The sequence below is a fragment of the Duganella sp. FT27W genome, assembly GCF_009295655.1.
GTDB lineage: Bacteria > Pseudomonadota > Gammaproteobacteria > Burkholderiales > Burkholderiaceae_D > Rugamonas > Rugamonas zoogloeoides.
This window is the reverse complement of sequence record NZ_WHIV01000002.1, coordinates 877558-902075: the sequence shown is the minus strand read 5'-3', so window position 1 is coordinate 902075 and position 24518 is coordinate 877558. Positions and strand designations below refer to the sequence as shown.

General features: G+C 61.2%; 22 protein-coding genes and 1 tRNA gene. 9 read left to right on the top strand and 14 right to left on the bottom strand.

The genetic code is table 11. The annotated features are described in order from the left end of the window. Positions 1-7 precede the first annotated feature (7 nt). From F8197_RS10220 to F8197_RS10205, 4 genes are all read left to right on the top strand, one after another. A complete protein-coding gene (locus F8197_RS10220; protein ID WP_152881726.1) occupies positions 8-1711 on the top strand; it encodes a hypothetical protein in 1704 nt (567 codons plus the stop codon). Between the two features lie 152 nt (positions 1712-1863). Then, on the top strand, positions 1864-2538 hold the full coding sequence (locus tag F8197_RS10215; RefSeq protein WP_193333389.1) for a hypothetical protein: 675 nt from the start codon (positions 1864-1866) through the stop codon (positions 2536-2538). A 105-nt stretch (positions 2539-2643) separates the two neighbouring features. After that, positions 2644-3354, top strand: a complete 711-nt coding sequence (locus F8197_RS10210; RefSeq protein WP_056140951.1) for a BON domain-containing protein — start codon at positions 2644-2646, stop codon at positions 3352-3354. Between the two features lie 125 nt (positions 3355-3479). Further along, positions 3480-4769, top strand: coding sequence for an MFS transporter (locus tag F8197_RS10205; RefSeq protein ID WP_152882036.1), 1290 nt, complete (start codon positions 3480-3482; stop codon positions 4767-4769). Between the two features lie 24 nt (positions 4770-4793). Here the strand turns inward: F8197_RS10205 and F8197_RS10200 are convergent, their stop codons facing one another. The 11 genes from F8197_RS10200 to F8197_RS10150 form a co-directional block, all read right to left on the bottom strand. Then, on the bottom strand, positions 4794-6905 hold the full coding sequence (locus F8197_RS10200; protein ID WP_152881724.1) for a S9 family peptidase: 2112 nt from the start codon (positions 6903-6905) through the stop codon (positions 4794-4796). 86 nt (positions 6906-6991) lie between these two features. Next, positions 6992-7765 carry an ABC transporter substrate-binding protein gene (locus F8197_RS10195; RefSeq protein WP_152881723.1) on the bottom strand — a complete coding sequence of 258 codons (774 nt, stop codon included), beginning with the start codon at positions 7763-7765 and terminating at the stop codon, positions 6992-6994. 64 nt (positions 7766-7829) lie between these two features. Then, the gene (locus F8197_RS10190; RefSeq protein ID WP_152881722.1) at positions 7830-8567 is read right to left on the bottom strand and encodes an MGMT family protein; all 738 of its coding nucleotides are present in this window, start codon (positions 8565-8567) and stop codon (positions 7830-7832) included. Beyond that, positions 8557-10698, bottom strand: coding sequence for a peptidase domain-containing ABC transporter (locus F8197_RS10185; RefSeq protein WP_152881721.1), 2142 nt, complete (start codon positions 10696-10698; stop codon positions 8557-8559). Before F8197_RS10185 ends, F8197_RS10190 begins: the two co-directional genes overlap by 11 nt. A gap of 15 nt (positions 10699-10713) precedes the next feature. Continuing rightward, positions 10714-11637, bottom strand: coding sequence for a TraB/GumN family protein (locus F8197_RS10180; protein ID WP_152881720.1), 924 nt, complete (start codon positions 11635-11637; stop codon positions 10714-10716). 291 nt (positions 11638-11928) lie between these two features. Then, on the bottom strand, positions 11929-12315 hold the full coding sequence (locus F8197_RS10175) for a hypothetical protein (protein WP_056140932.1): 387 nt from the start codon (positions 12313-12315) through the stop codon (positions 11929-11931). 75 nt (positions 12316-12390) lie between these two features. Continuing rightward, on the bottom strand, positions 12391-13647 hold the full coding sequence (locus tag F8197_RS10170; protein ID WP_152881719.1) for an HlyD family secretion protein: 1257 nt from the start codon (positions 13645-13647) through the stop codon (positions 12391-12393). A gap of 362 nt (positions 13648-14009) precedes the next feature. Next, positions 14010-14085, bottom strand: a tRNA-Lys gene (locus F8197_RS10165). A gap of 99 nt (positions 14086-14184) precedes the next feature. After that, positions 14185-15960, bottom strand: coding sequence for a GspE/PulE family protein (locus tag F8197_RS10160; protein ID WP_152881718.1), 1776 nt, complete (start codon positions 15958-15960; stop codon positions 14185-14187). Positions 15961-16024: 64 nt separating this feature from the next. Further along, the gene (locus F8197_RS10155) at positions 16025-16810 is read right to left on the bottom strand and encodes a spermidine synthase (RefSeq protein ID WP_152881717.1); all 786 of its coding nucleotides are present in this window, start codon (positions 16808-16810) and stop codon (positions 16025-16027) included. A 128-nt stretch (positions 16811-16938) separates the two neighbouring features. Continuing rightward, a complete protein-coding gene (locus F8197_RS10150) occupies positions 16939-17463 on the bottom strand; it encodes a glycine zipper 2TM domain-containing protein (RefSeq protein ID WP_152881716.1) in 525 nt (174 codons plus the stop codon). A 453-nt stretch (positions 17464-17916) separates the two neighbouring features. On the opposite strand from F8197_RS10150, the gene F8197_RS10145 reads away from it, so the two are divergent. The 5 genes from F8197_RS10145 (at position 17917) to F8197_RS10125 (ending at position 23154) form a co-directional block, all read left to right on the top strand. Continuing rightward, complete coding sequence (locus F8197_RS10145; protein WP_152881715.1) at positions 17917-18303, top strand: barstar family protein; 387 nt, start codon at positions 17917-17919, stop codon at positions 18301-18303. Between the two features lie 124 nt (positions 18304-18427). Then, complete coding sequence (gene purN, locus F8197_RS10140; protein WP_056140917.1) at positions 18428-19036, top strand: phosphoribosylglycinamide formyltransferase; 609 nt, start codon at positions 18428-18430, stop codon at positions 19034-19036. A gap of 45 nt (positions 19037-19081) precedes the next feature. Next, positions 19082-20383, top strand: coding sequence for an RsmB/NOP family class I SAM-dependent RNA methyltransferase (locus F8197_RS10135; RefSeq protein WP_026637480.1), 1302 nt, complete (start codon positions 19082-19084; stop codon positions 20381-20383). A 73-nt stretch (positions 20384-20456) separates the two neighbouring features. Further along, complete coding sequence (locus F8197_RS10130) at positions 20457-21770, top strand: mechanosensitive ion channel family protein (protein WP_152881714.1); 1314 nt, start codon at positions 20457-20459, stop codon at positions 21768-21770. A gap of 181 nt (positions 21771-21951) precedes the next feature. After that, entirely contained in the window at positions 21952-23154 is a 1203-nt protein-coding gene (locus F8197_RS10125; protein ID WP_193333388.1) for a fatty acid desaturase, read from the top strand. A 112-nt stretch (positions 23155-23266) separates the two neighbouring features. Here the strand turns inward: F8197_RS10125 and rpmG are convergent, their stop codons facing one another. From rpmG to radC, 3 genes are all read right to left on the bottom strand, one after another. Further along, positions 23267-23434, bottom strand: coding sequence for a 50S ribosomal protein L33 (gene rpmG / locus F8197_RS10120; protein ID WP_019922928.1), 168 nt, complete (start codon positions 23432-23434; stop codon positions 23267-23269). 13 nt (positions 23435-23447) lie between these two features. After that, a complete protein-coding gene (rpmB, locus tag F8197_RS10115; RefSeq protein ID WP_026637479.1) occupies positions 23448-23684 on the bottom strand; it encodes a 50S ribosomal protein L28 in 237 nt (78 codons plus the stop codon). 153 nt (positions 23685-23837) lie between these two features. Next, the gene (gene radC / locus F8197_RS10110) at positions 23838-24512 is read right to left on the bottom strand and encodes a DNA repair protein RadC (protein WP_152881712.1); all 675 of its coding nucleotides are present in this window, start codon (positions 24510-24512) and stop codon (positions 23838-23840) included. Positions 24513-24518: the final 6 nt, after the last annotated feature.

Genomic DNA, 24518 nt, shown 5'->3' with positions numbered 1-24518 from the left:
GGTTCGTATGAAAAAAATCCTGCTCCCGCTGGCGCTGGTCCTGGCTGTTGCCTCCACCGTCCACGCCGCACCGGCCACCATCGCCGACCTGAACAAGATGAGCCAGCGCTACGCCCCCGTGGCGCTCACCGCCGACACCAGCAAGCTGTCGGCCGGCGACAAGCAGGCCATCGTCAAGCTGATCGGAGCGGCCAAGATTATCGACGTGCTGCAACTGCGCCAGCGCTGGTCCGGCAACGAGGCCCTGTGGGCCGCGCTGAAAAAGGACACCACGCTGCTGGGCAAGGCGCGCCTCGATTACTTCTGGCTTAACAAGGGGCCCTGGTCCATCCTCGACGACCACCAGTCGTTCCTGCCCGCGCAAATCGGCGGCATCAAGATCCCGGCCAAAAAGCCCGAAGGCGGCAGCTTCTATCCCGACGACGCCAGCAAGGCCCAGCTCGATACCTGGATGAACGCCTTGCCAGCCATCGACAAGTCGCAGGCGCAGTGGTTCTTCACGGCGATCCGCCGCAATGCCGGCGGCCAGTTCACCACCGTGCCGTACTCGGTGGAGTACCAGCCGGAACTGGAAAAAGCCGCCGCACTGCTCAAGCAGGCCGCTGCCGCCACCGACAACGCGTCGCTTAAAAAATTCCTCGACCTGCGCGCCGATGCTTTCCTCAGCAACGACTATCTCGCTTCCGATTTCGCCTGGATGGATCTCGATTCGCCGGTGGACGTCACCATCGGCCCGTACGAAACCTATAACGACGAACTGTTCGGCTACAAGGCCGCGTTCGAGGCGTACGTGAATATCCGCGACCAGAAAGAGACGCAAAAGCTCGACTTCTTCGCCCAGCACATGCAGGAGCTGGAAGACAGCCTGCCGATCGACGCCCAGTACCGCAACCCCAAGGTGGGCGCGATCGCGCCGATGGTGGTGGTCAACCAGGTGTATGGCGCCGGCGACGGCAATATGGGCGTGCAGACCGCCGCCTACAACCTGCCCAACGACGAGCGCATCATCAGCCAGCGCGGATCCAAACGCGTGATGCTCAAGAATGTGCAGGAAGCGAAATTCAAATCGACGCTCACGCCGATTTCGAAACTGGTGCTGCGCGCTGCCGACCAGAAGGACGTCGATTTCGACTCGTTCTTCACCCACATCCTGGCGCACGAAATCACCCACGGCCTCGGTCCCCACGCCACCACCATCGACGGCAAGGCCTCGACGCCGCGCCAGGATCTGAAGGAAGCCTACTCCACCATCGAGGAAGCCAAAGCCGACATCACCGGCTTGTACGTGCTTGACGTGATGATGGGCAAAGGCCAGCTGAAAGGCATCCTGGGGCAGGGCGAGGCGGCCGAACGCAAGCTGTACACGACGTTCCTGGCATCGGCCTTCCGCACGCTGCACTTCGGCCTGACCGACTCGCACGCGCGCGGCATGGCCATCCAGGTCAACTACCTGCTCGACAAGGGCGGTTTTGTGTCGCACGGCGACGGTACGTTCTCGGTGGACTTTGCCAGGATCAAGGACGCGGTCAAGGAGCTCGATCGCGAGTTCCTGATGATCGAAGCGACCGGCGATTACGCGCGCGCCAAGGAGATGATGGCCAAGTACGTGGTGATCCGTCCCGACGTGCAAAAGGCGCTCGACAAGATGAAGTCGGTGCCGAACGACATCCGTCCGCAGTTCAAGACCGCCAACAGCCTGCTGGCGAAGTAAGGACGACGGGGTTCCGCAACGTTGCGGAATCCCGTTTTAAAACCTCAAGCATTCAACTTTGCCTACGTAATAATTTACTGTTGTAAGACCTTCCACAAAGCAATAATTATTGCGGTCACCGTGCTACAGTTTTGATCAAGGAAATCGCCACCATGATCAAGCGCACACTCATCCCTCTCATGATGTTGTCTTGCAGCCCGGCCTTAGCCGCCGAGCTGACCTCGATGGAAACCCGTTGGCTGACGGCGGGTTTATCCGTGATCAATTACGCCAAGCATGACCTCAAGCTGCCGGTCGATATCACCGTGCAGCCGCAGGCGCGCGCCAGCGATGTGCCGGTGGCCGTGGGCTACCACGATGGCCGCTGCAAGCTGGTGCTGTCCCTGCGCGGCAATCCGCAAGCGGAAGACATCCTTGGCAGCGTGCCCGAAGCGCGGCGCGCCTTGATGATCGAAGCCATGTTCGCCCACGAGATCGCCCACTGCTGGCGCTATGCGCAGGGCGCCTGGCACCAGACGCCGTCCGGCTTCGCCCACGGCGGTGCGCAGCCCGCCCAATCGCTGCAACAGACCCGGCGCGAGGAAGGCTTTGCCGACCTGGTGGCGCTGGCGTGGACTCAGCAGCGCCATCCCGAGCACTATGCCGACGTGGCTGCCTGGATGCGGCAGGTGCGCGCGCCGGCATCGGCGGCGGTGGCCTCCGTCGAATCGCATGGCACCATGGCGTGGCTGCAACTGGCCAGGACTGGTGATGCTTTCAACAGCCGGTTGCCGTTGTTCGAGCAGGCGGGTAGCTTGTGGCGCAAGGGGCTTGCAAACGGGGAGTAGTTGCGAACTCGTCACCATGTCATTTTTGTACGGTTCCGCACAGAGAAAAGGGCGGCCGCGCGGTTTAATGTGTCCATCAACCACCACAACACAGAGGGACATATCATGAACAAGCTGCTCTTCCTGGTACTGGCTAGCGCCACCAGCATGACTTTCGCTGCTACCCCAAAACAAGATACCGTCGCCTACAAAGCCGCCGCAGACCGCGCCGAAGCCAGCTACAAATCCGCCAAAGCCGCTTGCGATGCGCAATCGGGCAACGCCAAAGATATCTGCGAAGAACAAGCCAAGCTGGATCAAAAGCAGGCTGAACTCGACGCTACCACCAAGTACAAGAACGACAAGAACTCGCTGGAAAAAGCCCGCATCGCCGTGGCGGACGCCCGCTATGACCTCGACGAAGAAAAATGCGATGCCATGACCGGCAACGGCAAAGACAGCTGCAAGAGCACCGCCAAGATGCAGCAAACCGCTGCCATCAACGATGCCAAGGCTGGCAAGCAAGCCGCCGACATCGCCCAGACTGGCGTTGATTGCAACAACCTGACCGGCGGCGACAAGGTGAGCTGCGAAGCCCGTTCGAAAACCGCACTGGCCAAGGACGCTGTGGCCGATTCCGTCATCACCACCAAGATCAAAACCGGCCTGATGGCCGAGCCTTCGCTCAAATCGCTGGACGTCAAAGTGGAAACCAACAACGGTAAAGTGTCGCTGAGTGGTTTCGTGCCATCGCAAGCTGAAGCCGACAAGGCTGCCAACGTCGCCCGCAGCGTCAAAGGCGTGCACGACGTGCAAAACTCGCTGCGCGTGAAGTAATCCGCACCGTGTAGCGTGAACAGGGGCCGGTACATCCGGCCCTTTGTTTTTCTTGTATTCATTATGATCATCATTTAAACTGGCTGTCAGCGTGCCGCCGGCGCGCACGCATGTTCGAGGTCATGATGTTCGCACTCGGTTTTTCCCATTGGCTGCAGCGGCGCGGCTGGCATTATTCCTGGGTGATCGTCGCCGTCACGTTTCTGACCGCGCTGACGTCATCGGCCGCGCTCGGGCTGCCCGGCGCGCTGTTGCAACCGCCGTCGCGCGAGTTCGGCTGGGATGTCGAGCAGATTTCGTCGGCACTGGCGATTCGCTTCGTGCTGTTCGGCCTGATGGGGCCGTTCGCGGCGATCCTGATGGAGCGCTTCGGCCTGCGCGCGGTGGTGGTGACCGCGTTGTCGCTGGTGGTCGGCGGCATGGCGCTGGCCACCGTTATGACGCAGTTCTGGCACCTGATCCTGTTCTGGGGAATCATGCTGGGCGTCGGCTCGGGCATGACGGCGCTGGTGCTCAGCGCGGTGGTCTCGAACCGCTGGTTCGACAGCCATCGCGGGCTGGTGGTCGGCGTGCTCACGGCCAGTTCGGCCACCGGGCAATTGATCTTCCTGCCGGTGGGGGCGTGGCTGATCGAGCACTTCGGCTGGCGCCTCGCCGTCTTGCCGGTGTTCGTCGCGTGCGCAATCGTGGCGCTGCTGGTGTGGGCCTTCATGCGCAGCCGGCCCAATGAAGTAGGCCTGGCGCCATATGGCGCGGCGCCCGGCACACCGGTCGCGCCGCTTGCGCCGCCGATGCACGTGACGTTCGCCACGCCATTCCAGGTGCTGGCCAGCGTGGCGGGCCATCGCGTGTTCTGGATCCTGTTCGGTACCTTCTTCATTTGCGGGCTCAGTACCAATGGCCTGATCCAGACCCACTTCATTTCGCTGTGCGGCGACGCCGGCATGGGTGCGGTGCCTGCTGCCTCGGTGCTGGCGATGATGGGGGCCTTCGACCTGGTCGGCACCATCGGCTCGGGCTGGCTGTCGGACCGCTACGACAACCGCAAGCTGCTGCTGATCTACTACGGCCTGCGCGGGCTGTCGCTGTTCTGGCTGCCGTATTCGGAATTCACGTTTTATGGGCTGTCGCTGTTCGCCATGTTCTATGGCCTGGACTGGATCGCCACGGTGCCGCCCACGGTGCGGCTGGTGGCCACCACGTTCGGCAAGGAACGGGCGGGGATGGTGTTCGGCTGGGTCTTCGCGGGACACCAGCTGGGCGCGGCCGTGGACGCGTGGGGAGCAGGGCGCGTGCGCACCCTGCTGCTGACCTACAACCCGGCGCTGTTTGCTGCCGGCGCGGCATGCCTGGTGGCCGCCGCGCTGGTCATGCTGATACGCCGGCAGCCTGCGCCGGCGATCAAGCCGGCGTAACGCCTGGTAGCGTGCGTCCCGAAGTCAGTTCAGGTACTTGGCCAGCCAGCCGTGCACTTCGTTGTAGAAGTAGCGGCTGTTTTCGCCCTTGAGGATCCAGTGATTCTCTTCCGGGAAGACCAGCAGTTTGCTCGGCACGTTCAGGCGCTGCTGGGTGGCGAAGTTCATCAGTGCGTTGTTGGCCGGTACGCGGTAATCGAGTTCGCCCACCGAGATCAGGATCGGCGTGGTGAAGCCGGTGCCCTTGGCGTGGTTCCCGCCTTGCATCACCGGGCTCTGGTCGCGCCACACGGGCAGGTTTTCCCAGACCGGACCGCCGCTGTTGACTTCGCGACCATAAATGCTGTCGCTGGTCCCCCACTGCATGATCAGGTCCATCTCGCCCGCATGCGAGACGATGGCTTTATAACGCGTGGTGGTCGCCTGCAGCCAGTTGGCCAGGTGGCCGCCGTAACTGGCGCCACCAGCAGCGAGTTTGCTGCCGTCGATGTAGCTGTATTTTTTGACCGCTTCGTCCACCGCCTCGTTCAGCTCCTCGGCCGGACCTTTTAAAGGATCGCCCTGGATCGCGCGGGCGAATTCCTCGCCGTAGCCGGTCGAACCCTTGTAGTCGGTGAGCAGCACCACGTAGCCGGGCTTGGCCAGCAGGTGGTAGTTCCAGCGCAGCACGAACTGGTCGCGCCACATATTGGCGGCGCCGCCGTGGATCACCGAGAACAGCGGATATTTTTTGGCCGGGTCGAAGTTGGCCGGCTTGATCAGCATGTTGTGGATCATGCGCCCGTCGCTGGCCTTGAACCAGAAGTGCTCGGGCGCCTGCCAGTCGATGGCCGCTGCACGCTCGACGTTGAAAGACGTCAGGCGCTTCGGCGTGCCATTGAACGAATACACCTCGGGTGGATTGATGGCCGACTCCCACACGCCTACCACGGCCTTGCCGCCAGCGTTGAACGATCCGATGGCGCCGGTGGCGGGCGAGTTCTCCGCGCGCAGGTCGCTGCCGTCGTACTTGATCGAGTGCAGTTGCTCGAGGCCCGCGTGCTCGTAGCTGAACACGATGCGGTTCGTGCCATCGGGCAGGGCGAAGCGCGAGATCGAACGGTCGAGCGACGCGGTCAGGATTTTCGGCGCCGGGTTGGTCACCGGCCAGGCCAGGCTGGCCAGGCGCGTGACGTCATATACCTTGCCCGGCGCTTCCTCTTCGGTGAGCGCGAACAGGGTCTTGCCGTCGCGGCTGAACTTGAGCGCCTTGTAACTGTGCCTGTCCTGCGTGAGCTGCTGCACTTCGCCGCCGGCTGCCGGCAGCGCGAAGATTTGCGTGTAGCCGGAGGCGCGCGCCGCTTCGTCGCGATTGGTCGATGCGCTAAACACGATGGTCTTGCCGTCTTCCGACCAGATCGCGTCGAGCGACTGGCCGTCGTCGCCCTGGCCGCCGCCAAAGCCCGGCAGCTGCGCCAGCCTGGTGCCGGCCAGTACATCGCGGGGCAGCGCGCCAACAGCGGCATCCATCACGAACAGGCGCACTTTTTTGTCGTCGAGCCATTTGTCGAAGTAGCGCGGCGGGAAGCTCTCGTAGGCGCGCACATTGTACTTGCGGTCCTTGCGTTCCTTGGCGATGCGCTTGTTGTCTTCTTCGCCGGCAGCACCGGGAAAGACGTCGCTGACGAACAGCAGCTGCTTGCCGTCCGGGCTGAACCTGGGCGTGCGCGCGCCGAGCGTGAGCGTGGTCAGGCGCTGGGCCTCGCCGCCGCCGGCGATGTCGATGCGGTAGATCTGGCTAACGTCGTCGCCTTCGCGCTTGGCGGTGAAGACCAGCTGGCGGCTGTCGGGCGACCAGTTGACGGCGCCTTCGCCGCCCTTGCTGAAGGTCAGGCGCCGTGGCGCGCTGTCGTCATTGAGCGACTTGATCCACAGGTCCGACCATTGCTCCTTGCTGTCGTAGGCCGGATCGGTGACGGAAAACACCGCCCACTTGCCGTCCGGGCTGACGGTCGGCGCGCCCACGCGCTTCATCAGCCACACGTCTTCGTGGGTGATGGCGCGCTTGGCCACCGGCGCTTCGGCAGCCGCCTGTGATGGACCGGCCAGTGCGGCGGCAAGGGCAAAGGCAAGAACGGAAAGACGCGGTATGGTCATGAAAACACTCGCCCAATAAAAAGTGAAAAGGCGATAGTGACCAATACTGTCGGGGCTGTCAATTCGGGCTTGTCGTCGCGCGGCGGCTACTCCCATTTTTTGACGATGCGCGCCAGTTCGCCGGTGCGCTCCATCTGCTCGAGCGCGCGCCGGACCCGCGCCGTCACTGAAGGATCGACATGCTTGCCGATGGCGATATAGGTGGGGTTCTCGTACATCACGTGTGGCAGCACCTTGACCTTGCCGGTCATGCCGGTGCGTGCGATCAGCGTTTTGAGTCCCGGATTACGGTGCAGGAAAACCCGGCCGCGCCGTGCGACCAGCATTTGCAGGTTGATGGCCGGATCGGTGGCGCTGGCGTTGATCTGCAGGCCGCCCAGCTGCTTCAGGTAATCCGAGGTGGTGAAGCCCCGGTTGACCAGCACCACACCGCGCTCGCCGAGCGCGCGCAGGTCGTCCCAGCTGTTGACCACCAGTTGGTCGTCTGCGCGCGCCACCAGCAGGTACTGGAACTGGATAATGACAGGATCGAGGAATACCAGTTGCCGCTCGCGCTCCGGTGAGCGCTGGATGGCGCACGCCAGGTCGTCCTGGCGCGTCGTGACTTCCGACACGGCGCGGATCAGCGGCAGCCATTGCTGGTCGCCCGCGAACACCAGTCCCGGGTCGATGCGCTCGATGGTGCGGAAGATGTCGATGCACAGGCCGATCACGCGGCCGTTGCCGCCGTCGATGAACTTCGGCTCGGTGCCGGTCTGCGCGGCCACGCGCAGCGTGACGATGTTTTGCGCCTGGCTGCCTGCCGCCAGCAGCAGGCAGCAGAGCAACAGCACTGGCAAGGAGCGAACTGCGCGGCGCATGGCATTTCCAGGCATATCGTTTATAAAATATTGATCGGTGCTGAATTTTGGCGCGGGGCCCAGGTCAGCCCTGCCACAGAAAACGGCTTAGATCGACCGCGCCATCCGATGGTACACCTTCGGCGGCCAGCATGCCTGCCTGCTGCGGCAGCGCCGCCAGCAATTGCCCGCGTCCGTCGACGATACGGTGCAGCGGCAGCCCGGCGTCCAGGTTGCGCCTGATGTAGCCGGGCAGGGCGCGCACGAAGCTGTCATCGACGCCGATGGCCATGGTCACATCACGGTAGCGCACCACGCGACCTGCAGGAATGGTCGCAACAAAGTCGCTGAATTTTTGCTGCACCGATGCCGGCAGCGGTGAGTAACGCCCCGGAATGAGCGAGACGGCATCGCCCGTGCGCAGCGTGCCGCCATGGACCACCACGCCGAGGATGCCGCGCCGCCCGACCATGGCCGCCAGGTTGCCGACCAGCGGCGCGATGCGCTGGCACGGTTCGCAGTGCATGGTGAGCCGGATTTCGACGGCGCCACTGACGATGGCGCTGCCGGGGCGGAAGTCCTCAGGCACCGCGCCCTCGATCACCAGGTTTTCGTACAGCGTGCCCGGCGCCAGTCCCAGCGCGTCGAGTTCAGAGGCCAGCGTGACCAGCACCTGGCGCGGGCTGAGCTTGTGGGCGTGGATGTCGCCGGCGATGCCGAACCGGGCAACCAGCGCCAGTGCCTCGACAGCACGCATGGGCTCGTTGCGGGCCGGTTTGACGAACAGCCGTTCGATGCGTGGTAACTGCGTATCAGGCGGCATGGGTATCTAACTGTCTGAAATCCTGTTCTATTGTGCCATGGTTAAGCCGCACGACGCGTCCGCACATGGCGATCGTCTCGGGCCTGTGAGCGACGGAAATGCGGGTGATGTCGAGCGCCCGTATCGACTGGTTGACCATGCGCTCGCGCTCCACGTCGAGATGGCTGGTCGCCTCGTCCAGCACCAGCACTTTGGGAGACTTGTACAGCGCCCGCGCCAGCAGTACCCGCTGCTTTTGTCCACCTGATAAAGTGGTACCCATATCGCCCGCCAGCGTGTGGTAGCCCATCGGCATGGCGGCGATGTCGTCGTGGATGGCGGCCAGCCTGGCGCATGCCTGGATGCGATCCTGATCCGCGTGGGAATCAAAAAAACTGATGTTGTCGGACAGTGAGCCCGATAACAATTGATCGTCCTGCATGACCACCGCCATGGCCTGGCGATATGCGCGATGGCCCAGGGCCTGGATCGGCATGCCACCGTAGCGTATTTCACCTTCGGACGGTGACAGCACGCCCAGGATCAGCTTGACCAGCGTAGTTTTTCCGCAACCAGACGGTCCCACCAGCGCCACCGATTCACCGGGTTCGATCACCAGGTCGAGATGCCTGACCACCCAGGGCTCGCCTTGCCCGTAGCGGAAGCTGACGTTGATCAATTCGATGCGCGACTGCAGCTGGGTTGCGTCGGCCTCATGCTGGGTGTCTTCTTCGGCGGTTTCCAGCACGATGTCGGCCAAACGTTCGTCGTGCAGCGACAGCATGCGGAACGAAAAAAACTTGTCGATCAACGAGGCAAGGCGGCTGGTGAACTGTCCGCTGTAGGACGTGAAGGCGAATAGCATGCCCACCGTGAACGCGCCGTCCATCACCATGTGTGCGCCCAGCCAGAACAGCAACAGTCCCTGGATGCCGAACAGACCGGTGTTGGCGATGCCGAACCAGAGCATGAACTTTTGGGTGCGCACGCTGCGGTTGACCGAGTCGACCTTGAGATTGAGCCAGCGGCTTTGACGATCCAGCTCGCGCCCGAACAGTTTGATTGCCTGTACCGCGCGAATGCTTTCCAGGAAACAGCTTTGCTCTTTGGCGGACAGGATCAGGCTTTCCTGGCTCGCTGCCCGCAATGGGCGATACGACAAGCTGCGCAACATGGCATACAGCAGCACGGCCAACACCACCACCAGTGTCAGTTTCGGGCTGTACAGCAGCATCATGGCCAGCGTTGCGATCGCCATCAGGCCGTCGAGCATGGCCTCGATAAAGCCGGTGGTCAGCGTCTGCTGGATAGCGCCGATCGAGCCGAAGCGTGAGACAATGTCGCCCAGGTGTCGTTTTTCATACCACGCTACCGGCAGCCGCAACATGTGCTGGAATACGTTGGTGGTCCATTGCAAATTGAGGTGCGTCGCCAGGTACATCACCGTCCAGCCCCGCGCCAACGAAATCGACGTCTGAATCACCAGCATCAGAACGAAGCCGATCACCAGCACGTTCAGCAGGTCGCGGTCAGCCGAGGCGAGCGCCTCGTCCACCACCCATTGGTTGAACATGGGCGAAATCAGGCTGAATACTTCCAGTGCCAAGGCCATCGCCATGACCAGTCCCAGCGATTTCCACAGTCCCTCCACCTTGCCCATCAGGCCGTGCAGGGATACCCGCCGCGCCTCGTCGGCTACGGTGAACTGCATGGTCGGGGTCAGTTCGAGTGCGACGCCGGTAAAATGTTTGCCCACTTCGGCGAACGCCATCTTGCGCACGCCGACCGACGGATCGTGGATGACGATCCCTTTTTGTTCCACCTTTTGCAGCACCACGAAATGGTTCAGGTTCCAATGCAATATGCAGGGCAGCTTGAGGCTCGACAGTTCGTCCACCTCGAGCCGCAAAGGGCGCGAGAACAGATTCAGATCGTTGGCGTAACGCACCAGTTGAGCGAGATTGCTGCCTTTGAGCGATAGCGAAAATCGCGCGCGCAATGCCGACAAATCGGTAAGAAAGCCGTGGTGGCCGGCGATCATGGCCAGGCAGGCAAGGCCGCACTCTGCGGCCTCGGTCTGGATGATTACCGGCATGCGCCGGGCGAAAAATTCCAGTCGTCCGAGACTGGCTTCAACAGCGGATTTATTCATCGCAAGCTCACTGGCTCAATCGTGTCCACGCTGTGCCTCGTCCACCGACGTCAGTTTCTCGACCTTTACCCCGCGCTCCCGCAGTCTGGCCACGACACCGAGCGGGCCACCCAAATGACCAGCACCGATCGCCACCACGCTGCATTTTTGATGCGCGAGAGCGTCGTGTTCGATATTGTTGACCATCGCGATGTTACGCTCTCCGTAAAACAGTTTCTCGAAAATGGCAAGCAGCCTGGGGTCGCTCGCCATAGCCTGCTGTGCGCGCCGCTGCGCCGCCTCGGCATCGGTCGTGGCGTCGTAGGCGTGGATCATGTTTTCCGAATAGGATGCCGCGCACTCCGGGCAGTGCAGTATCTTCAATGTGCCGGCGACGTAATAGCGCCATTCATCCTCCGTCAGGCGCGCAAAGGCCGCAGGAACGGCGTCGCTGCTTTCGATGGTGAGCAGTTGCTGGCCGTGCGCCACCGCCGCCGACCGGATCGCGGCGTCGAGCGATTGCTGCGGCGTGAGTCGCAGCGTGAAATCACGCATGGCCGGCATATTCATCGTCAGCAGACTTGCCACGGCATAGGGCGAAATGTCGTCGATCGCTCCGCCCTTGGCCAGATACCACTGCAGTTGATTCTTGCTTTGGTCGTACAGCGCGTCACCGAGACGGTCGCGCAAGCGCTGGCCCGGCGGATTGCCAAACACCGCCTGGGCAACGCGCTGCGCGCCTGGAATATCGCCGGGGTCGTCTTCCATGCAGATGCTGCCGGTTTCTTTAAGTAGCGCGTTAATCTCTTTTGTTCGCGATGGATCCATGATGCCAATATGCATGGACCCGATCAGTAAAATGCTGTGACCATCTTTAGTGAGACGCATGAGCGGAAAGTCGAGCGCCCGGCAACTGCCAGTCAGGAAGAATAAACCAAGAATGATAATTATTTTTCTCATCAACTATTCCTCTATTATTTCCCCGCGATTTTTTCACAGATCAGCGCAGTGGCGGAGGCGCCAATCGAACCACACAATGCAATTATGGTCGCGGAGAATAAATTGAAATTCCCGAGATAATAAGTGAGAGCTAACGCAAAGATCCAACAGACAAAAAATACTGAGATAAAAAATATCAGTATATTTTTTTTGCTTTTCATGGTGATGGTTCCCGTGGTGAACCCGCGCCCGTCCGCAATGATCGTACGCGTCCGGGCGCTGGCGTCATGGTTACAAGTAACTTTTGATCGATTAGCGCAGCGCCTGTCTCAGGTAGTTGGAGGTATATACGCCCACCCCTGTGGCCGCCACACCGCCCAGGTACGCGCAGGGACGCGCCGCCACCGCCACCGCTTCCGGCGCGGCCGGGCCCGATACGATGGCGGTAATGCCAACGCAAGCGCCCGTGACCACGGCGCCTGCGCCGATGCCGGCGGCGGCACTGATGTAACCGGCGGCATTGTCGGCAAAGTTTTCGTAACGGGCCGCTTGTACGTCCGCCCTGGTGGCAGTGATCGTCACCACCTGCATGTCGCCACCACCACCACCCTCGCCACCGCCGCCACCGCCATCGTTGCTCTCCATTTCTTCTTCGCCACCAGCGACCGCGAACAGCTCTTCATTTGTTATCAAACGCATTTTGTGCTATTCCTCTATCTGGTTGATTGAACATTCCGATGGAATGGCCTGGTACCACCGTGCGGGGTGTTGACGTCACCCTGCACGGCCTTTCGCGACACTGATCAACGGGTCCATCACCCAGTCGATCAGTCGTCGGCGATCCTGGCGGATGTCCGCATCCAGCGTCATCCCCGCCCTGAATAATTGCTGCTTGTTGTATGCCCACACCGACTGCCGGTCCAGCTTGACGACGATCCGGTATACCGGTTCGGCGTCAGCCGCGGCGGCAGCGCCCATGCCGGTTCCCTCAGCGATCGGGCTCTGCTCCACGCGTATCACGGTCCCTTCGACCTGGCCGAATTTTTGGTATGGGAAGGCGGCAAGCCTGAGTAATACGGTTTGTCCCTGTTCCAGAAAACCGATCGCATGCGATGGCGCCAGCAGGTGCGCCTCCAGCGTACTGCTGGCGGGTATCACGCTGGCCAGGGAAGCGGCCAGATTGACGGTTTGCCCGGCTTCCGCCGTCAACGCAGTGATAACACCGTCGGCCGGGGACAGCACCTGTACCCGACTATGTCCCTGGTGCTCTGCAGACTCCTGGTCCAGCGAGGCAAGTGTGCGTTCAGTCTGCCCGGCGTTGAGGCGAATTTGGCCAGCAACCTGGCTGGCATCCTCCTGCGCCTGCATCAACTCCCCTGTGGCCACTAGTTTGGTCCGCTCCAGGGTTTGCTTGCGTGCCAGTTGATCTGTACGGTCGTTTTCATAGGGTGTCAACTGGAACTCCGATACGAAACCTTGGCTGCGAAGCAAGCGATACCGGTCCAGCGTTTTTTCCGCGGTCGCAATGCGATCCTGTTGTAGCCGCAGTTCCTGGTCCAGGCGTGTCAGTTCTTCCTGGATCAGCAGGCGCTTGGCGCGTAGTGCGTGTTTATGCTGCTGTAGTTGCTGGGTCTGTAGTATCCGCTCCTGGTTCAACAGGTCGCGCCGGGCGGCCAGCGACACGTCGATACGGGTGTCGATGCCCCCGCCCTGGGCGTCGCGTTCGGATGATAATTCGTAGATGACCTGGCCAGCTTTGACGGTGTCACCATCGTGTACCGGGCGGTTCAGAACACGGCCGAACTGGGGCGCCACCGCCTTGATCACGCCTGCAGTCGGCACCAGTTGTCCGCTTACCCGCACTTTGCGCGTGTACTCTCCCACCGTTAAATAACCGAGCAGCATCACGGTCACGACTGCCGCAAATGCGGCCGCCAGCCGCATCGAAACTGGACGTAACAGAATAATCGTGCCGGCCCAATGCGTGCTGCGGGCGTCAAGCGCCTCGTGCCTGAATAACAATGTGCTCATGCACCGTCTTCCGCGACAGGCGCAGCCGAAAAAATAATGCTGTTTTTCAGCTTGATTATCCGAAGAGTTATTCTCAATCCCGGGATCGCTATTGGCGTCATTTGCATAAACTCTACGTTCAAATGCCTGGGTTTTCAGGGGAGCGTACCCGTTCGGTATCGATCAAATTCGTAGCTGATTATTCCATGCAAAAAAAATCATATCAATTTTTAAATGCGTACATTACCAACTTGTAATCAAGGGAAAGCAGCCTCGAAAAAAGGGGGCGCGGACGAGATAACACGGGGAGAAGGGAAATTTGGACGCAAAAAAAGGCTAGCAAGCTGACGCTTGTAACCTTGATCTGTACTGCTGAAATTCGGTGGTAGGCCGTGCGGGATTCGAACCTGCGACCAACGGATTAAAAGTCCGCTGCTCTACCAGCTGAGCTAACGACCCCCGAAAGAGGCCGTATTATATACAGCTCGACGGTTGGTGCCAAGGAGTTTTTTCGACGGCGCGTCAAGTTGGATTCCCGCCTGCGCGGGAGTGACGGCTTTACGTCTTCGCAGAAGTCAACGCCGCGGTGGCCTTCAGCACCTCGTCCGCTGTCGTCACGCCTTCGGCGATCTTGAGCGCGCCCGCGATGCGCAGCGGTTTCATGCCGTCGGCAACGGCCTGGCGCCGCAGCGCGTGGACGTCGGTTTCTTCGCGGATCTGTTCGCCGAATTGTTGGGTCACCGTCATCAGTTCGTACAGGCCGGTCCGGCCACGGTAGCCGGTTTGCCGGCACTCGGCGCAGCCCACGGCGCGGTAGATGGCGGCCGGCTTGGGCATGTGCCAGGCGCCGCCCAGGCTGTGCCACAGGTCGTCGGCCAGTTCGCCGTCGGGCGCCTTGCAGTTCTCGCACAGCGTGCGCACCAGGCGCTGCGCCATGATGCCGATCAGCGTGGCCTCCAGCAGGTAGTAGGGCACGCCCAGTTCCAGCAGCCGCATTACGGCCGACGGCGCGTCGTTGGTGTGCAGCGTGGACAGCACCAGGTGGCCGGTGAGCGCGGCCTGGATCGCCATCTCGGCTGTGGCCAGGTCGCGGATCTCGCCGACCATGATGATGTCCGGGTCTTGCCGCATCAGCGCGCGCACGCCGTCGGCAAACGTCAGGTCGATGGCGGGATGTACCTGCATCTGGTTGAAGGCCGGTTCCACCATCTCGATCGGGTCTTCCACCGTGCACACGTTGACTTCGGACGTGGCCAGCGCCTTGAGCGTGGTGTACAAGGTGGTGGTCTTGCCCGAGCCGGTGGGGCCGGTCACCAGGATGATGCCGTGCGGACGGCGCGTGAGGCTGTCCCAGCGCGCGGCGTCGTCGACCGGGAAGCCCAGCTCCGGCAGGGTTTTCACCACCACGTCGGGATCGAAAATGCGCATCACCAGTTTTTCGCCGAAGGCGGTGGGCAACGTGGACAGGCGCAGCTCCACTTCCTGGCCGCCGGCGGTGCGGGTCTTGATGCGGCCGTCCTGCGGGCGGCGTTTTTCGATCACGTCCATGCGCCCCAGCAGCTTGATGCGCGCGGTCATGGCGATCATCACCACCGCCGGCACCTGGTACACCTGGTGCAGCACGCCGTCGATGCGGAAACGGATCGATGCCATGTCGCGCTTGGGTTCGAGGTGGATGTCGGAGGCGCGCTGTTCGAACGCGTACTGCCACAGCCAGTCGACGATGTTGATCACGTGCTGGTCGTTGGCATCGACCTGCTTGCTGGCCTTGCCCAGTTCCACCAGTTGCTCGAAGTTGTTGCGCAGCGCCAGTTCGTTGCTGTTGCTCTTGTTGGCCTTCTTGATCGACTTGGCCAGGCTGAAGAACTGCGTGGTGTACTGGGCGATGTCGAGCGGGTTGGCGATCACGCGGCGGATGGCCCGGCGCGACAGCCGCGCAATTTCCGCTTCCCACTCGGTGGCGTTGGGGTCCGAGGTGGCCACCACCAGCACGTCCGGCGTCAGTTCGACGGGCAGGATGTGGAAGCGCGCCGCGTAGCTGGCGGACATGACGTCGGCCACCTTGGTGAAATCGATCTTGAGCGGGTCGATGCGGATGAAGGGCAACTGGTGACGGTGCGCCATCCACTCGCACAAGGCGTCGAGCGTGAGCAGCTTGTGCGGCGGCTGGGCCGAGAGCAGCTTGCCATGCGCTACCGCGCACAGCGGGTGCATGGGGCTGTTCTTCATGATGGCCTGGCTGTGGGCGTAGAGCGTACTGATCTCGCTCTTGCGCACCATGCCGTCGGCCAGCAGCCAGTTATAAATGTCTTGCAGATCGAGCGGTGCGGCCATGCGAAGCTCCCACTGTCTCGGCGCCGGACCGTTCCGGCGCCGCTGCTGCTTGTTGCTTGTTGCGCTACTTGGTTAGGCTGGCGGCAATGCCCTTGACCCACGACTTGGCCGGCAGCTTGGTGTCGGCCAGGATCCGCGCGGCGCGCGCGGTGAGCGCCTCGAGGTCGATGGCGCGCTGGCGCTTGAAGGCGATCGCCACCACGTTGCCATCATGGACCTCCGGCAGGCAAATCACTTGCGCGAACGCGAACTTGATGGCCTTGATGTTGCGTGCATAGCTCGGGTGGTCGCCGAACAGGTTCACCGTCATGATGCCATCATCGCTCAGGCAGCGATTGCACGCCTGGTAGAACTCGGCGGTGTCGAGCACCGGGCCGCGCGCGGTGGCGTCGTACAGGTCCACTTGCAGGGCGTCGATGGTGCCGGCGTTGGCCTCGTCGTTGACGAAATCGAGTGCGTCCATTTCCAGCACGCGCAGGCGGGCGTCGTTCGGCGGCAGCTTGAACATCGACTCGCAAATGGCGATCACCGATGGATTGAGTTCCACCGCCGTAATCGTCGCGTCCGGGAAGGTGGTATAGCTGAACTTGGTCAGGGTCGCCGTACCCAGGCCCAACTGGGCCAGGTGGCGCGGCTGTTCCTGCCACAGCATGGCGGCCATCATCTGCTGCGCGTATTCGAGTTCGGGCCAGTTTGGTTTGCGGATGCGCATCGCGCCTTGCACCCATTCCGTACCGAAATGCAGATAACGCACACCGTCCTGCTCGGACAGCGTGACCGGTGCAAACTTGGGCTTGCGCGCCGGGCGGGAGGATTCTTCTTTTTCGATGGATTTACGTTTGATCAGCATTGGGCAGGGGGAAGGCGGGAATGAACCGGCATTATCCCGCGTGGGCAAGGCCAGCGGCAAGCCGTAAACGACAATGCCGGCCACGCGGGCCGGCATTACCTCAGCATCGAACAACGCTTGGTGGCCGATTAACGCTGCATCGGCTCGATGGCCACGCGCAGGCGCAGGCGTTCGCCCGGGTCGTACGACATGACGTCGGTGTAGTTGCGGCCGCGATATTCGTAGGTGACCTGGTAGCCGGAAGTGCGCGACTCCCAGTGATCGACCGTGCGGCACTGCTTGACTTGCTGTTCCTGATAGCCGCCGCTGTTGGGGACGTTCGAGTTCTCGGTACGGTCGCCGATCACGGCGCCGGCGATGGCGCCAGCAGCGGTGGCTGCCGAGCGGCCGCTGCCGCCGCCCACCTGGTTACCGGCCAGGCCGCCGATCAGGCCGCCAATGATGGCGCCACCGACGCCGCGCTGTGGCGGCGGTTGCTGGACTTGCACGTATTCGGTACGGCACTCCTGGCGCGGACGGTTGATCTGCTCGACCTGCGGCGTGACGCGCACCACGCGGCCGTAATCTTCGAAATCGGCGGCGCTGGCAACTTGTCCGAACGGCAGGGCGCTGACGCAGAGGGCTGCCGCGATCAATTTGGTGTGCAGGCTCATGTTTGATACCTCGTGTTGTTTGACTGTCGGGGGTGCGTGTCAGGTAGTCTGAGACGCGTGATTGTATGGTAGTCCGGTTGGCGCTTCAGGGCCAGTGGTCAACTGGTATCTGTGGCAACAAATTGTAACAGCGGGACAGAAACGCCACCGCTGGCGAATCCCGACAAATGTGCCGATTTCGTCTTAAAACCCCCTCAGAATGTTCCAGTTTTAACAAATATTGCGCCACGAATCAACTTCGTGTTGATCTGGGAGGAACAACACGTTACCCTAATAAGCGTATGGGATTCAAAAACATGTTGAATCGACCACGGTTGGCACTGACCCGCCGGCCGTGTTAAGTGGACAGGTGCTCAAATTATTTACTCATTAATTCACAAGTTAGGCACTCTCGACAACAAAGTGGACACACCGTACATACCTGGTCAGATCGAGGGAAACGAGACGTTGTTGATGACCGTGCCCGCCAACCTGGTGCAGTCGATCCGCGCTTTCCGCGTGGTCGAATTGCAGGAGGAAGCGGCGCGCCTCGGCCATCACTTCCTGTATGCGCACCCGCTCGCCGGTACCACCAAGCAGCAAGTGCTGGGCCTGATCGCCGAATCGTTCCAGTTTCCCAAGGGCATAGGCAAAAATTTCGACGGTCTGCGCGAAACGCTGACCACCACCATGGCCGCTGCCGGCCACCAGGAAGGTTTCCTGGTCGTGCTCGAACAATTGCCGAATGCCCAGAAATTTGACAAGGAAGCACGGGAAACCCTGCTTGACGTCTTCCGCGATGCTGCCGATTATTGGGCCGAAAAGCAGGTCCCGTTCCGCGTGTTCTACTCGTTCGAATAGGCCGCAAACCATCCCCAGTTGCCACTGATGCGCCGGGGCTGAGCCCTGCTGCGCTGCAACATAGTAGTCGCTAACCTCGGCATTTTCTGGTCCGCTTGGTGTGGACAAGGTACAATGTCGGCCTATGAAAAACATCGTCATCCTTATTTCAGGTCGCGGAAGCAACATGGAAGCGATCGTGCGCGCGGCCCAGGCCGAGCGTTGGCCGGCCCGCATTGCCGCCGTGATCAGCAACCGTGCCGACGCCGGCGGGCTCGAATTTGCCGCCGCGCATGGCATTGCTGTAGCCGTGGTCTCGAACAAGGATTACGCCAGCCGCGAAGCGTTCGACGCCGCCCTGCAAACCGTCATCGATGGCTACGCGCCCGACCTGGTGGTGCTGGCCGGCTTCATGCGCATCCTGACGCCGGGCTTCGTGGACCATTACGCGGGCCGCATGCTCAATATCCACCCGTCGCTGCTGCCGCTGTTCCCGGGCCTGCACACCCATGCGCAGGCGCTGGCGGCTGGCGTGACCGAACACGGCGCGACCGTGCATTTTGTCACTGCCGAGCTCGATCATGGCCCGGCCGTCGCGCAAGCGCGGGTACCGGTATTGCCCGGGGATACGCCCGACACCCTGTCGGCGCGGGTGCTGGTACAGGAACACAAGCTTTACCCGCAGGCCGTGCGCGATTTCGTGGATGGCAAGCTGACGATGGCGCAAGAACATACCCAGGTCCTCGAACACTGATCGCAGACCGCTGAAACACAGCAGAAATATTAACCAAGGATTTCCATGAGATTGCCTCCAGCGATACTCGCCAACGCCGAAGAAGTGTTGCGCGAGATTTTGCGCTTTGCCGCGCCAGCCGATACTACCCTGTCGCGCTATTTCAAAGACCACCCGCGCCTGGGCGGCCGCGAACGCGGCGCCGTTGCCGAGTGCGTGTACAACGTGCTGCGCAACAAATCGTTTTATACCGATTTCTCCGAAGCAGGCGGCGGCGCCACCATGCGTCGTCTGACCCTGCTGGGCATGGCCGACGCGGTCGGTGTCGAGTCGCTCGGTGGCCTGACCGACGATGAAGTGCAGTGGGTCGAGCGTATTCTGCAAATCGACCGCAAGGTGATGCACAAGTCGAGCCGTTCGAACATGCCAAAGTGGCTGTTCGACAAGCTGGTCGCCCAAATGGGCGAAGAAGAAACCCTGCTGCTGGCCGACGGCATGAACCAGCCGGCGCCGCTGGACTTGCGCGTGAACGCCATCAAGGCCAACCGCGACGACGTCATCGCTACCCTGGCCGAAGCGCCGATCCGCGCCACGCCTACGCCGTTCGCGCCGCTGGGTCTGCGCGTGCTGCAAAAGCCGCAGCTGCAAAACCTGCCGCTGTTCAAGGACGGCCATATCGAAGTGCAAGATGAAGGCAGCCAGATCCTGTCGGCCGTGGTTGGCGCCAAACGCGGCGAGATGGTGGTGGACTTTTGCGCCGGCGCCGGCGGCAAGACGCTGGCCCTGGGCGCCACCATGCGCAACACCGGCCGCCTGTATGCGTTCGACGTCTCCGAAAAACGCCTGGCCAAGCTCAAGCCGCGCCTGGCGCGCAGCGGCCTGTCCAACGTCCACCCGGTGCTGATCGCGCACGAGCGCGATGCCAAGATCAAGCGCCTGGCCGGCAAGATCGACCGCGTGCTGGTCGATGCCCCGTGCTCGGGTCTCGGTACCCTGCGTCGCAACCCGGACGTCAAGTGGCGCCAGCAGGAAAGCGCTGTCGCTGAAATGCAGACCAAGCAGGCAGCGATCCTGGACGGCGCCGCGCGCCTGCTCAAGGGCGGTGGCCGCCTGGTGTACGCCACCTGCAGCTTCCTCGACGAAGAGAACGACTTCATCGCCAACCAGTTCCTGGCAGCCCACCCGGACTTCGAGCTGGTACCGATGAGCAAAGTGCTGGCCGAACAGAAGATCGACCTGGAAATGGGCGACTTCCTGAAACTGCTGCCGCACAAGCACCAGACCGACGGCTTCTTTGCTGCCGTGTTCGAGCGCAAGCCGATGGCCAAGAAGGCCGCACCGGTGCAGGAAGAAGCAGAAGAAGAGTAACCGCAGTAACGAGCACGGCCGGGCAGGGCACAGCCCCTGTCCGGACCATTCCCGCACGACCTAAGATTTGACGATGACCCCACAACAGCCGCTCCTCAAACTGATCGACGATATCACCGGCGACTTCAAGAATATTTTGCTGGTGTGGCAGCTGGGCGCCATCGTCGCTTCCATCGTGCTGGGCTGGACCTTGGCCACCATGCTGCGCACCCGTTTCGGTCGCAACGAAAGCCAGGGCAATATGGCACGCTTCGGTGTCGAAAGCTTCGGCAGGGTGATGGGGCCGCTGGCCATCATGTGCCTGCTGTGGCTGTCGCGCCTGGTGCTGCGCCAGTACATGCCGCATACCAACCTGGTCAACGTGGCGATGCCGATCTTCGGCGCGCTGGCGGCGATCCGGTTCACCTTCTACGTGCTGCGCCGCGTGTTTGCGCGCCACCGCGAGATCAGCCCCGGCATGATCTCGTTCGAAAAGCTGTTCCAGTTGCTGGTGTGGGCCGCCTACGTGCTCTACATCACCGGCATGTGGGACGAAGTGTTCTATTTCCTCGACCACACGGTGCTGCCGCTCGGTAAGTACAAGGTCTCGATTGCCGACATCCTGCAAGCGGCGATCTCGGTGGTGGTGCTCTTGATGCTGGCGCTGTGGGCCGGCACCGCGCTCGAAGAATGGCTGATGAAAATGCAGGGCATGCACACCAACCTGCGGGTGGTGGTGTCGCGCACTGCGCGCGCCGTGCTGATCCTCGTGGCTGTGCTGTTGAGCTTGTCGCTGGTGGGGATCGACCTCACTGTGCTGTCGGTGTTTGGCGGCGCGCTCGGCGTCGGTCTCGGTCTCGGCCTGCAAAAGATCGCCAGCAACTACGTGTCCGGCTTCGTGATCCTGCTCGATCGCAGTCTTACCATCGGCGACATGATCACGGTGGACAAGTACAGCGGGCGCGTTACGCAAATCAACACGCGCTACACGGTGTTGCAGGGTCTCGATGGCATGGAATCGATCGTGCCGAACGAGATGCTGGTATCGGGCGCGGTGCAGAATTCGTCGCTGTCGAACAGCATGGTCAATATTTCCACCAAGGTGTCGGTGGCTTACGAGACCGATGTCGATATGGTGCTCAAGCTGCTCGAAGATGCTGCACGCACCGTGCCGCGCGTGTTGCAGGACAAGGGGCCGTCGGCCACGCTGATCGGTTTTGGCGTCGATGGACTCGACTTGCAACTGAGTTTCTGGATCAACGATCCGGAAAAAGGGCGGGGTGGCGTGACGTCCGACGTCAACCGCGCGATCTGGCGCGCGCTCAAGGACAACCACGTGCTGGTGCCATTCCCGGCGCGCGAAATGCGCGTACCCGGCCAGCCACCCGAGCATGACACCCAGGGCTGATCCGGCATAAAGCACGAGCGTGCTGAAAACTTAGGCATGGACCGCACGAGCCTATCGTCAAAAGGTCCTCAAATCATCGTACAATGGCGTGCTGTGCATAAGACAGATTGATTTTTTGCGCCTGTTGTAAAGAGCAATATTGGCGGATCCGCCTAGTTGCAACATGGGCCTTTTTTGGAGAATGAGCTTGAGTTTACATGCGGTACTGGATTTTCTTGCCAACGGCGTTACCCGCTTCAGTGCATGGGAAGTATTTTTTTACACGCTGATCGTGACCCATATCACGATTGCCGCCGTGACGATTTATCTGCACCGCCACCAGGCGCACCGTGCACTCGAGCTGCATGCGATCCCCAGCCATTTCTTCCGTTTCTGGCTGTGGCTCACCACGGGCCAGGTGACCAAGGAGTGGGCGTCGATCCACCGCAAGCACCACGCCAAGTGCGATACCGAAGAAGATCCGCACAGCCCGGTCACGCGTGGCATCAAAAAAGTATTCTGGGAAGGCGCCGAGCTGTATCGCGCCGAATCGAAAAACCTGGAAACCATGGAAAAGTACGGTCACGGCACGCCTGACGACTGGATCGAACGCAACCTGTACACGCGCTTTTCCGCCTCGGGCGTGATCGCGCTGTTCTTCATCAATTTCGCCCTGTTCGGCGTGATCGGTATCAGCGTGTGGGCCGTGCAGATGATGTGGATCCCTGTCACTGCCGCCGGCATCATCAACGGCATCGGCCACTACTGGGGCTACCGCAACTACGATTGCAGCGACGCTGCCACCAACATCATCCCGTTCGGCATCCTGATCGGCGGCGAAGAGTTGCACAACAATCACCACACGTTTGCCACGTCGGCCAAACTGTCGTCGAAATGGTACGAGTTCGACATCGGCTGGGGCTATATCCGCGCGCTGGAAATCGTCGGCCTGGCCAAGGTCAAGCGCCGCGCACCGGAACCCAAGTTTGCCAAGGGCAAAGTGGAAGCGGACTTCGATACCCTGGCGTCCGTTATCGCCAACCGCTACGACGTGATGGCCAAGTACGCCAAGTCGGTCAAGTCGGCCTGGAACGAAGAGCGCGAGCACCTGAAAGAAAAAGCCAAGCTCGAATCGCGCTTCCTGAAATCGTCGCGCAAGCTGTTGCAGCGCGAGCCGGGCAAGCTGGAAGCGCCGCAGCAGGAGCAACTGATCGAGCTGTTCCAGCACAGCAAGGCGCTGGAAACCATGCATACCATGCGCGTGGAGCTGGGCGTGATCTGGGAACGTTCGCACTTCACCCGCGAACAGCTGCTGCACAAGCTGCAAGACTGGTGCAACCGCGCCGAAGCGTCGGGCATCAAGTCGCTGCAAGAGTTCTCGCTGCGGTTACGTAGCTACGCTTAAGCTGTCGTTGTTGTAGCAAAGGCCCCGCACCATGCGGGGTTTTTTTCGTCCCGACACAATGCATGGACGAAAAAAAACCACCCGGAGGTGGTTTTCAGGAAACGGCGATCGATTACTTGATCTTGGTTTCTTTGTAAGCGACGTGCTTGCGTGCTTTAGGATCGAACTTCATGATCTCCATTTTAGCAGGCATCGTGCGCTTGTTTTTGGTGGTGGTGTAGAAGTGACCAGTACCTGCGGTCGATTCCAGCTTGATTTTGTCGCGGCCAGTTTTTGCCATGGTAGCTCCCTAATTAGACTTTTTCGCCACGGGCACGCATGTCGGTCAGAACGGCATCGATGCCGACCTTGTCGATTACGCGCAGACCAGCGTTGGACAGACGCAGGGAGACCCAGCGGTTTTCAGATTCAACAAAAATACGACGGTTCTGCAGGTTAGGCAGGAAACGACGTTTGGTTTTGTTGTTTGCGTGGGAAACATTGTTGCCGACCATCGGCTTCTTCCCAGTAACTTGGCAAACACGTGCCATAACGCACTCCTTAAAAGACATTCCACAATTGGAAAAACAAGAGTATATCCAAAAAACTTAGGATATTCAATGACTTGTGAAAAACAATGGTGTCATGGATGTCCCATAAAATTTAACAATTGCGCGTAAACCCTTGAGCCAGCAGGGGTAAACCTATAATTGTCCGTGCTCGGCGAACGAATGCACGTGGTGTCCCGCCACCACAAAATGATCGAGGATGCGGATATCGACCAGTGCCAGCGCCTGCACCAGCGACCTGGTCAGCCGCAAATCGGCCTCGCTGGGGGCTTCTGTACCCGACGGATGGTTGTGGGCGAGCATGATGCTGGCGGCGTTGCGCGCCAGCGCTTCCTTGACGACTTCGCGCGGATAGACGCTGGTATGGGTCAGCGTGCCTCGGAACAGCTCCTTCACATCGACCAGGCGGTTCTTGACGTCGAGGAACAACACGTAAAACGATTCGAAAGTACGGCCGTTGAACAGCAGCCGCAGGTACTGTTTCACTGCTTGCGGTGAGCCGAGCGTGGTGGGGTGGCGCAGTTCCTCGAGCATGGCGCGCCGCGCCAGTTCCATCACCGCCTGCAACTGGGCGAACTTGGCCGGGCCCATGCCGTTGATCGCGGAAAACTCCAGCAGGGTGGCGCCAAATAATCCTTGCAGCGAACCGAAGTGCTGCATCGCGTGCTGGCCGAGCTGGACCGCATCGATGCCGCGCACGCCCACGCGCAGAAAAATCGCCAGCAATTCCGCATCGGACAGCGCACCGGCGCCGTCGCGGATCAGGCGCTCGCGCGGGCGCTGGTGTTTGGGCCACTGGTTGATTGTCATCAGGTT

Coding starts and splice junctions, on each gene's coding strand:
- F8197_RS10220 (WP_152881726.1), top strand. CDS start 8: ATGAAAAAAATCCTGCTCCCGCTGGCGCTGGTCCTGGCTGTTGCCTCC.
- F8197_RS10215 (WP_193333389.1), top strand. CDS start 1,864: ATGATCAAGCGCACACTCATCCCTCTCATGATGTTGTCTTGCAGCCCG.
- F8197_RS10210 (WP_056140951.1), top strand. CDS start 2,644: ATGAACAAGCTGCTCTTCCTGGTACTGGCTAGCGCCACCAGCATGACT.
- F8197_RS10205 (WP_152882036.1), top strand. CDS start 3,480: ATGTTCGCACTCGGTTTTTCCCATTGGCTGCAGCGGCGCGGCTGGCAT.
- F8197_RS10200 (WP_152881724.1), bottom strand. CDS start 6,905: ATGACCATACCGCGTCTTTCCGTTCTTGCCTTTGCCCTTGCCGCCGCA.
- F8197_RS10195 (WP_152881723.1), bottom strand. CDS start 7,765: ATGCGCCGCGCAGTTCGCTCCTTGCCAGTGCTGTTGCTCTGCTGCCTG.
- F8197_RS10190 (WP_152881722.1), bottom strand. CDS start 8,567: ATGCCGCCTGATACGCAGTTACCACGCATCGAACGGCTGTTCGTCAAA.
- F8197_RS10185 (WP_152881721.1), bottom strand. CDS start 10,698: ATGAATAAATCCGCTGTTGAAGCCAGTCTCGGACGACTGGAATTTTTC.
- F8197_RS10180 (WP_152881720.1), bottom strand. CDS start 11,637: ATGAGAAAAATAATTATCATTCTTGGTTTATTCTTCCTGACTGGCAGT.
- F8197_RS10175 (WP_056140932.1), bottom strand. CDS start 12,315: ATGCGTTTGATAACAAATGAAGAGCTGTTCGCGGTCGCTGGTGGCGAA.
- F8197_RS10170 (WP_152881719.1), bottom strand. CDS start 13,647: ATGAGCACATTGTTATTCAGGCACGAGGCGCTTGACGCCCGCAGCACG.
- F8197_RS10160 (WP_152881718.1), bottom strand. CDS start 15,960: ATGGCCGCACCGCTCGATCTGCAAGACATTTATAACTGGCTGCTGGCC.
- F8197_RS10155 (WP_152881717.1), bottom strand. CDS start 16,810: ATGCTGATCAAACGTAAATCCATCGAAAAAGAAGAATCCTCCCGCCCG.
- F8197_RS10150 (WP_152881716.1), bottom strand. CDS start 17,463: ATGAGCCTGCACACCAAATTGATCGCGGCAGCCCTCTGCGTCAGCGCC.
- F8197_RS10145 (WP_152881715.1), top strand. CDS start 17,917: ATGACCGTGCCCGCCAACCTGGTGCAGTCGATCCGCGCTTTCCGCGTG.
- purN (WP_056140917.1), top strand. CDS start 18,428: ATGAAAAACATCGTCATCCTTATTTCAGGTCGCGGAAGCAACATGGAA.
- F8197_RS10135 (WP_026637480.1), top strand. CDS start 19,082: ATGAGATTGCCTCCAGCGATACTCGCCAACGCCGAAGAAGTGTTGCGC.
- F8197_RS10130 (WP_152881714.1), top strand. CDS start 20,457: ATGACCCCACAACAGCCGCTCCTCAAACTGATCGACGATATCACCGGC.
- F8197_RS10125 (WP_193333388.1), top strand. CDS start 21,952: ATGAGCTTGAGTTTACATGCGGTACTGGATTTTCTTGCCAACGGCGTT.
- rpmG (WP_019922928.1), bottom strand. CDS start 23,434: ATGGCAAAAACTGGCCGCGACAAAATCAAGCTGGAATCGACCGCAGGT.
- rpmB (WP_026637479.1), bottom strand. CDS start 23,684: ATGGCACGTGTTTGCCAAGTTACTGGGAAGAAGCCGATGGTCGGCAAC.
- radC (WP_152881712.1), bottom strand. CDS start 24,512: ATGACAATCAACCAGTGGCCCAAACACCAGCGCCCGCGCGAGCGCCTG.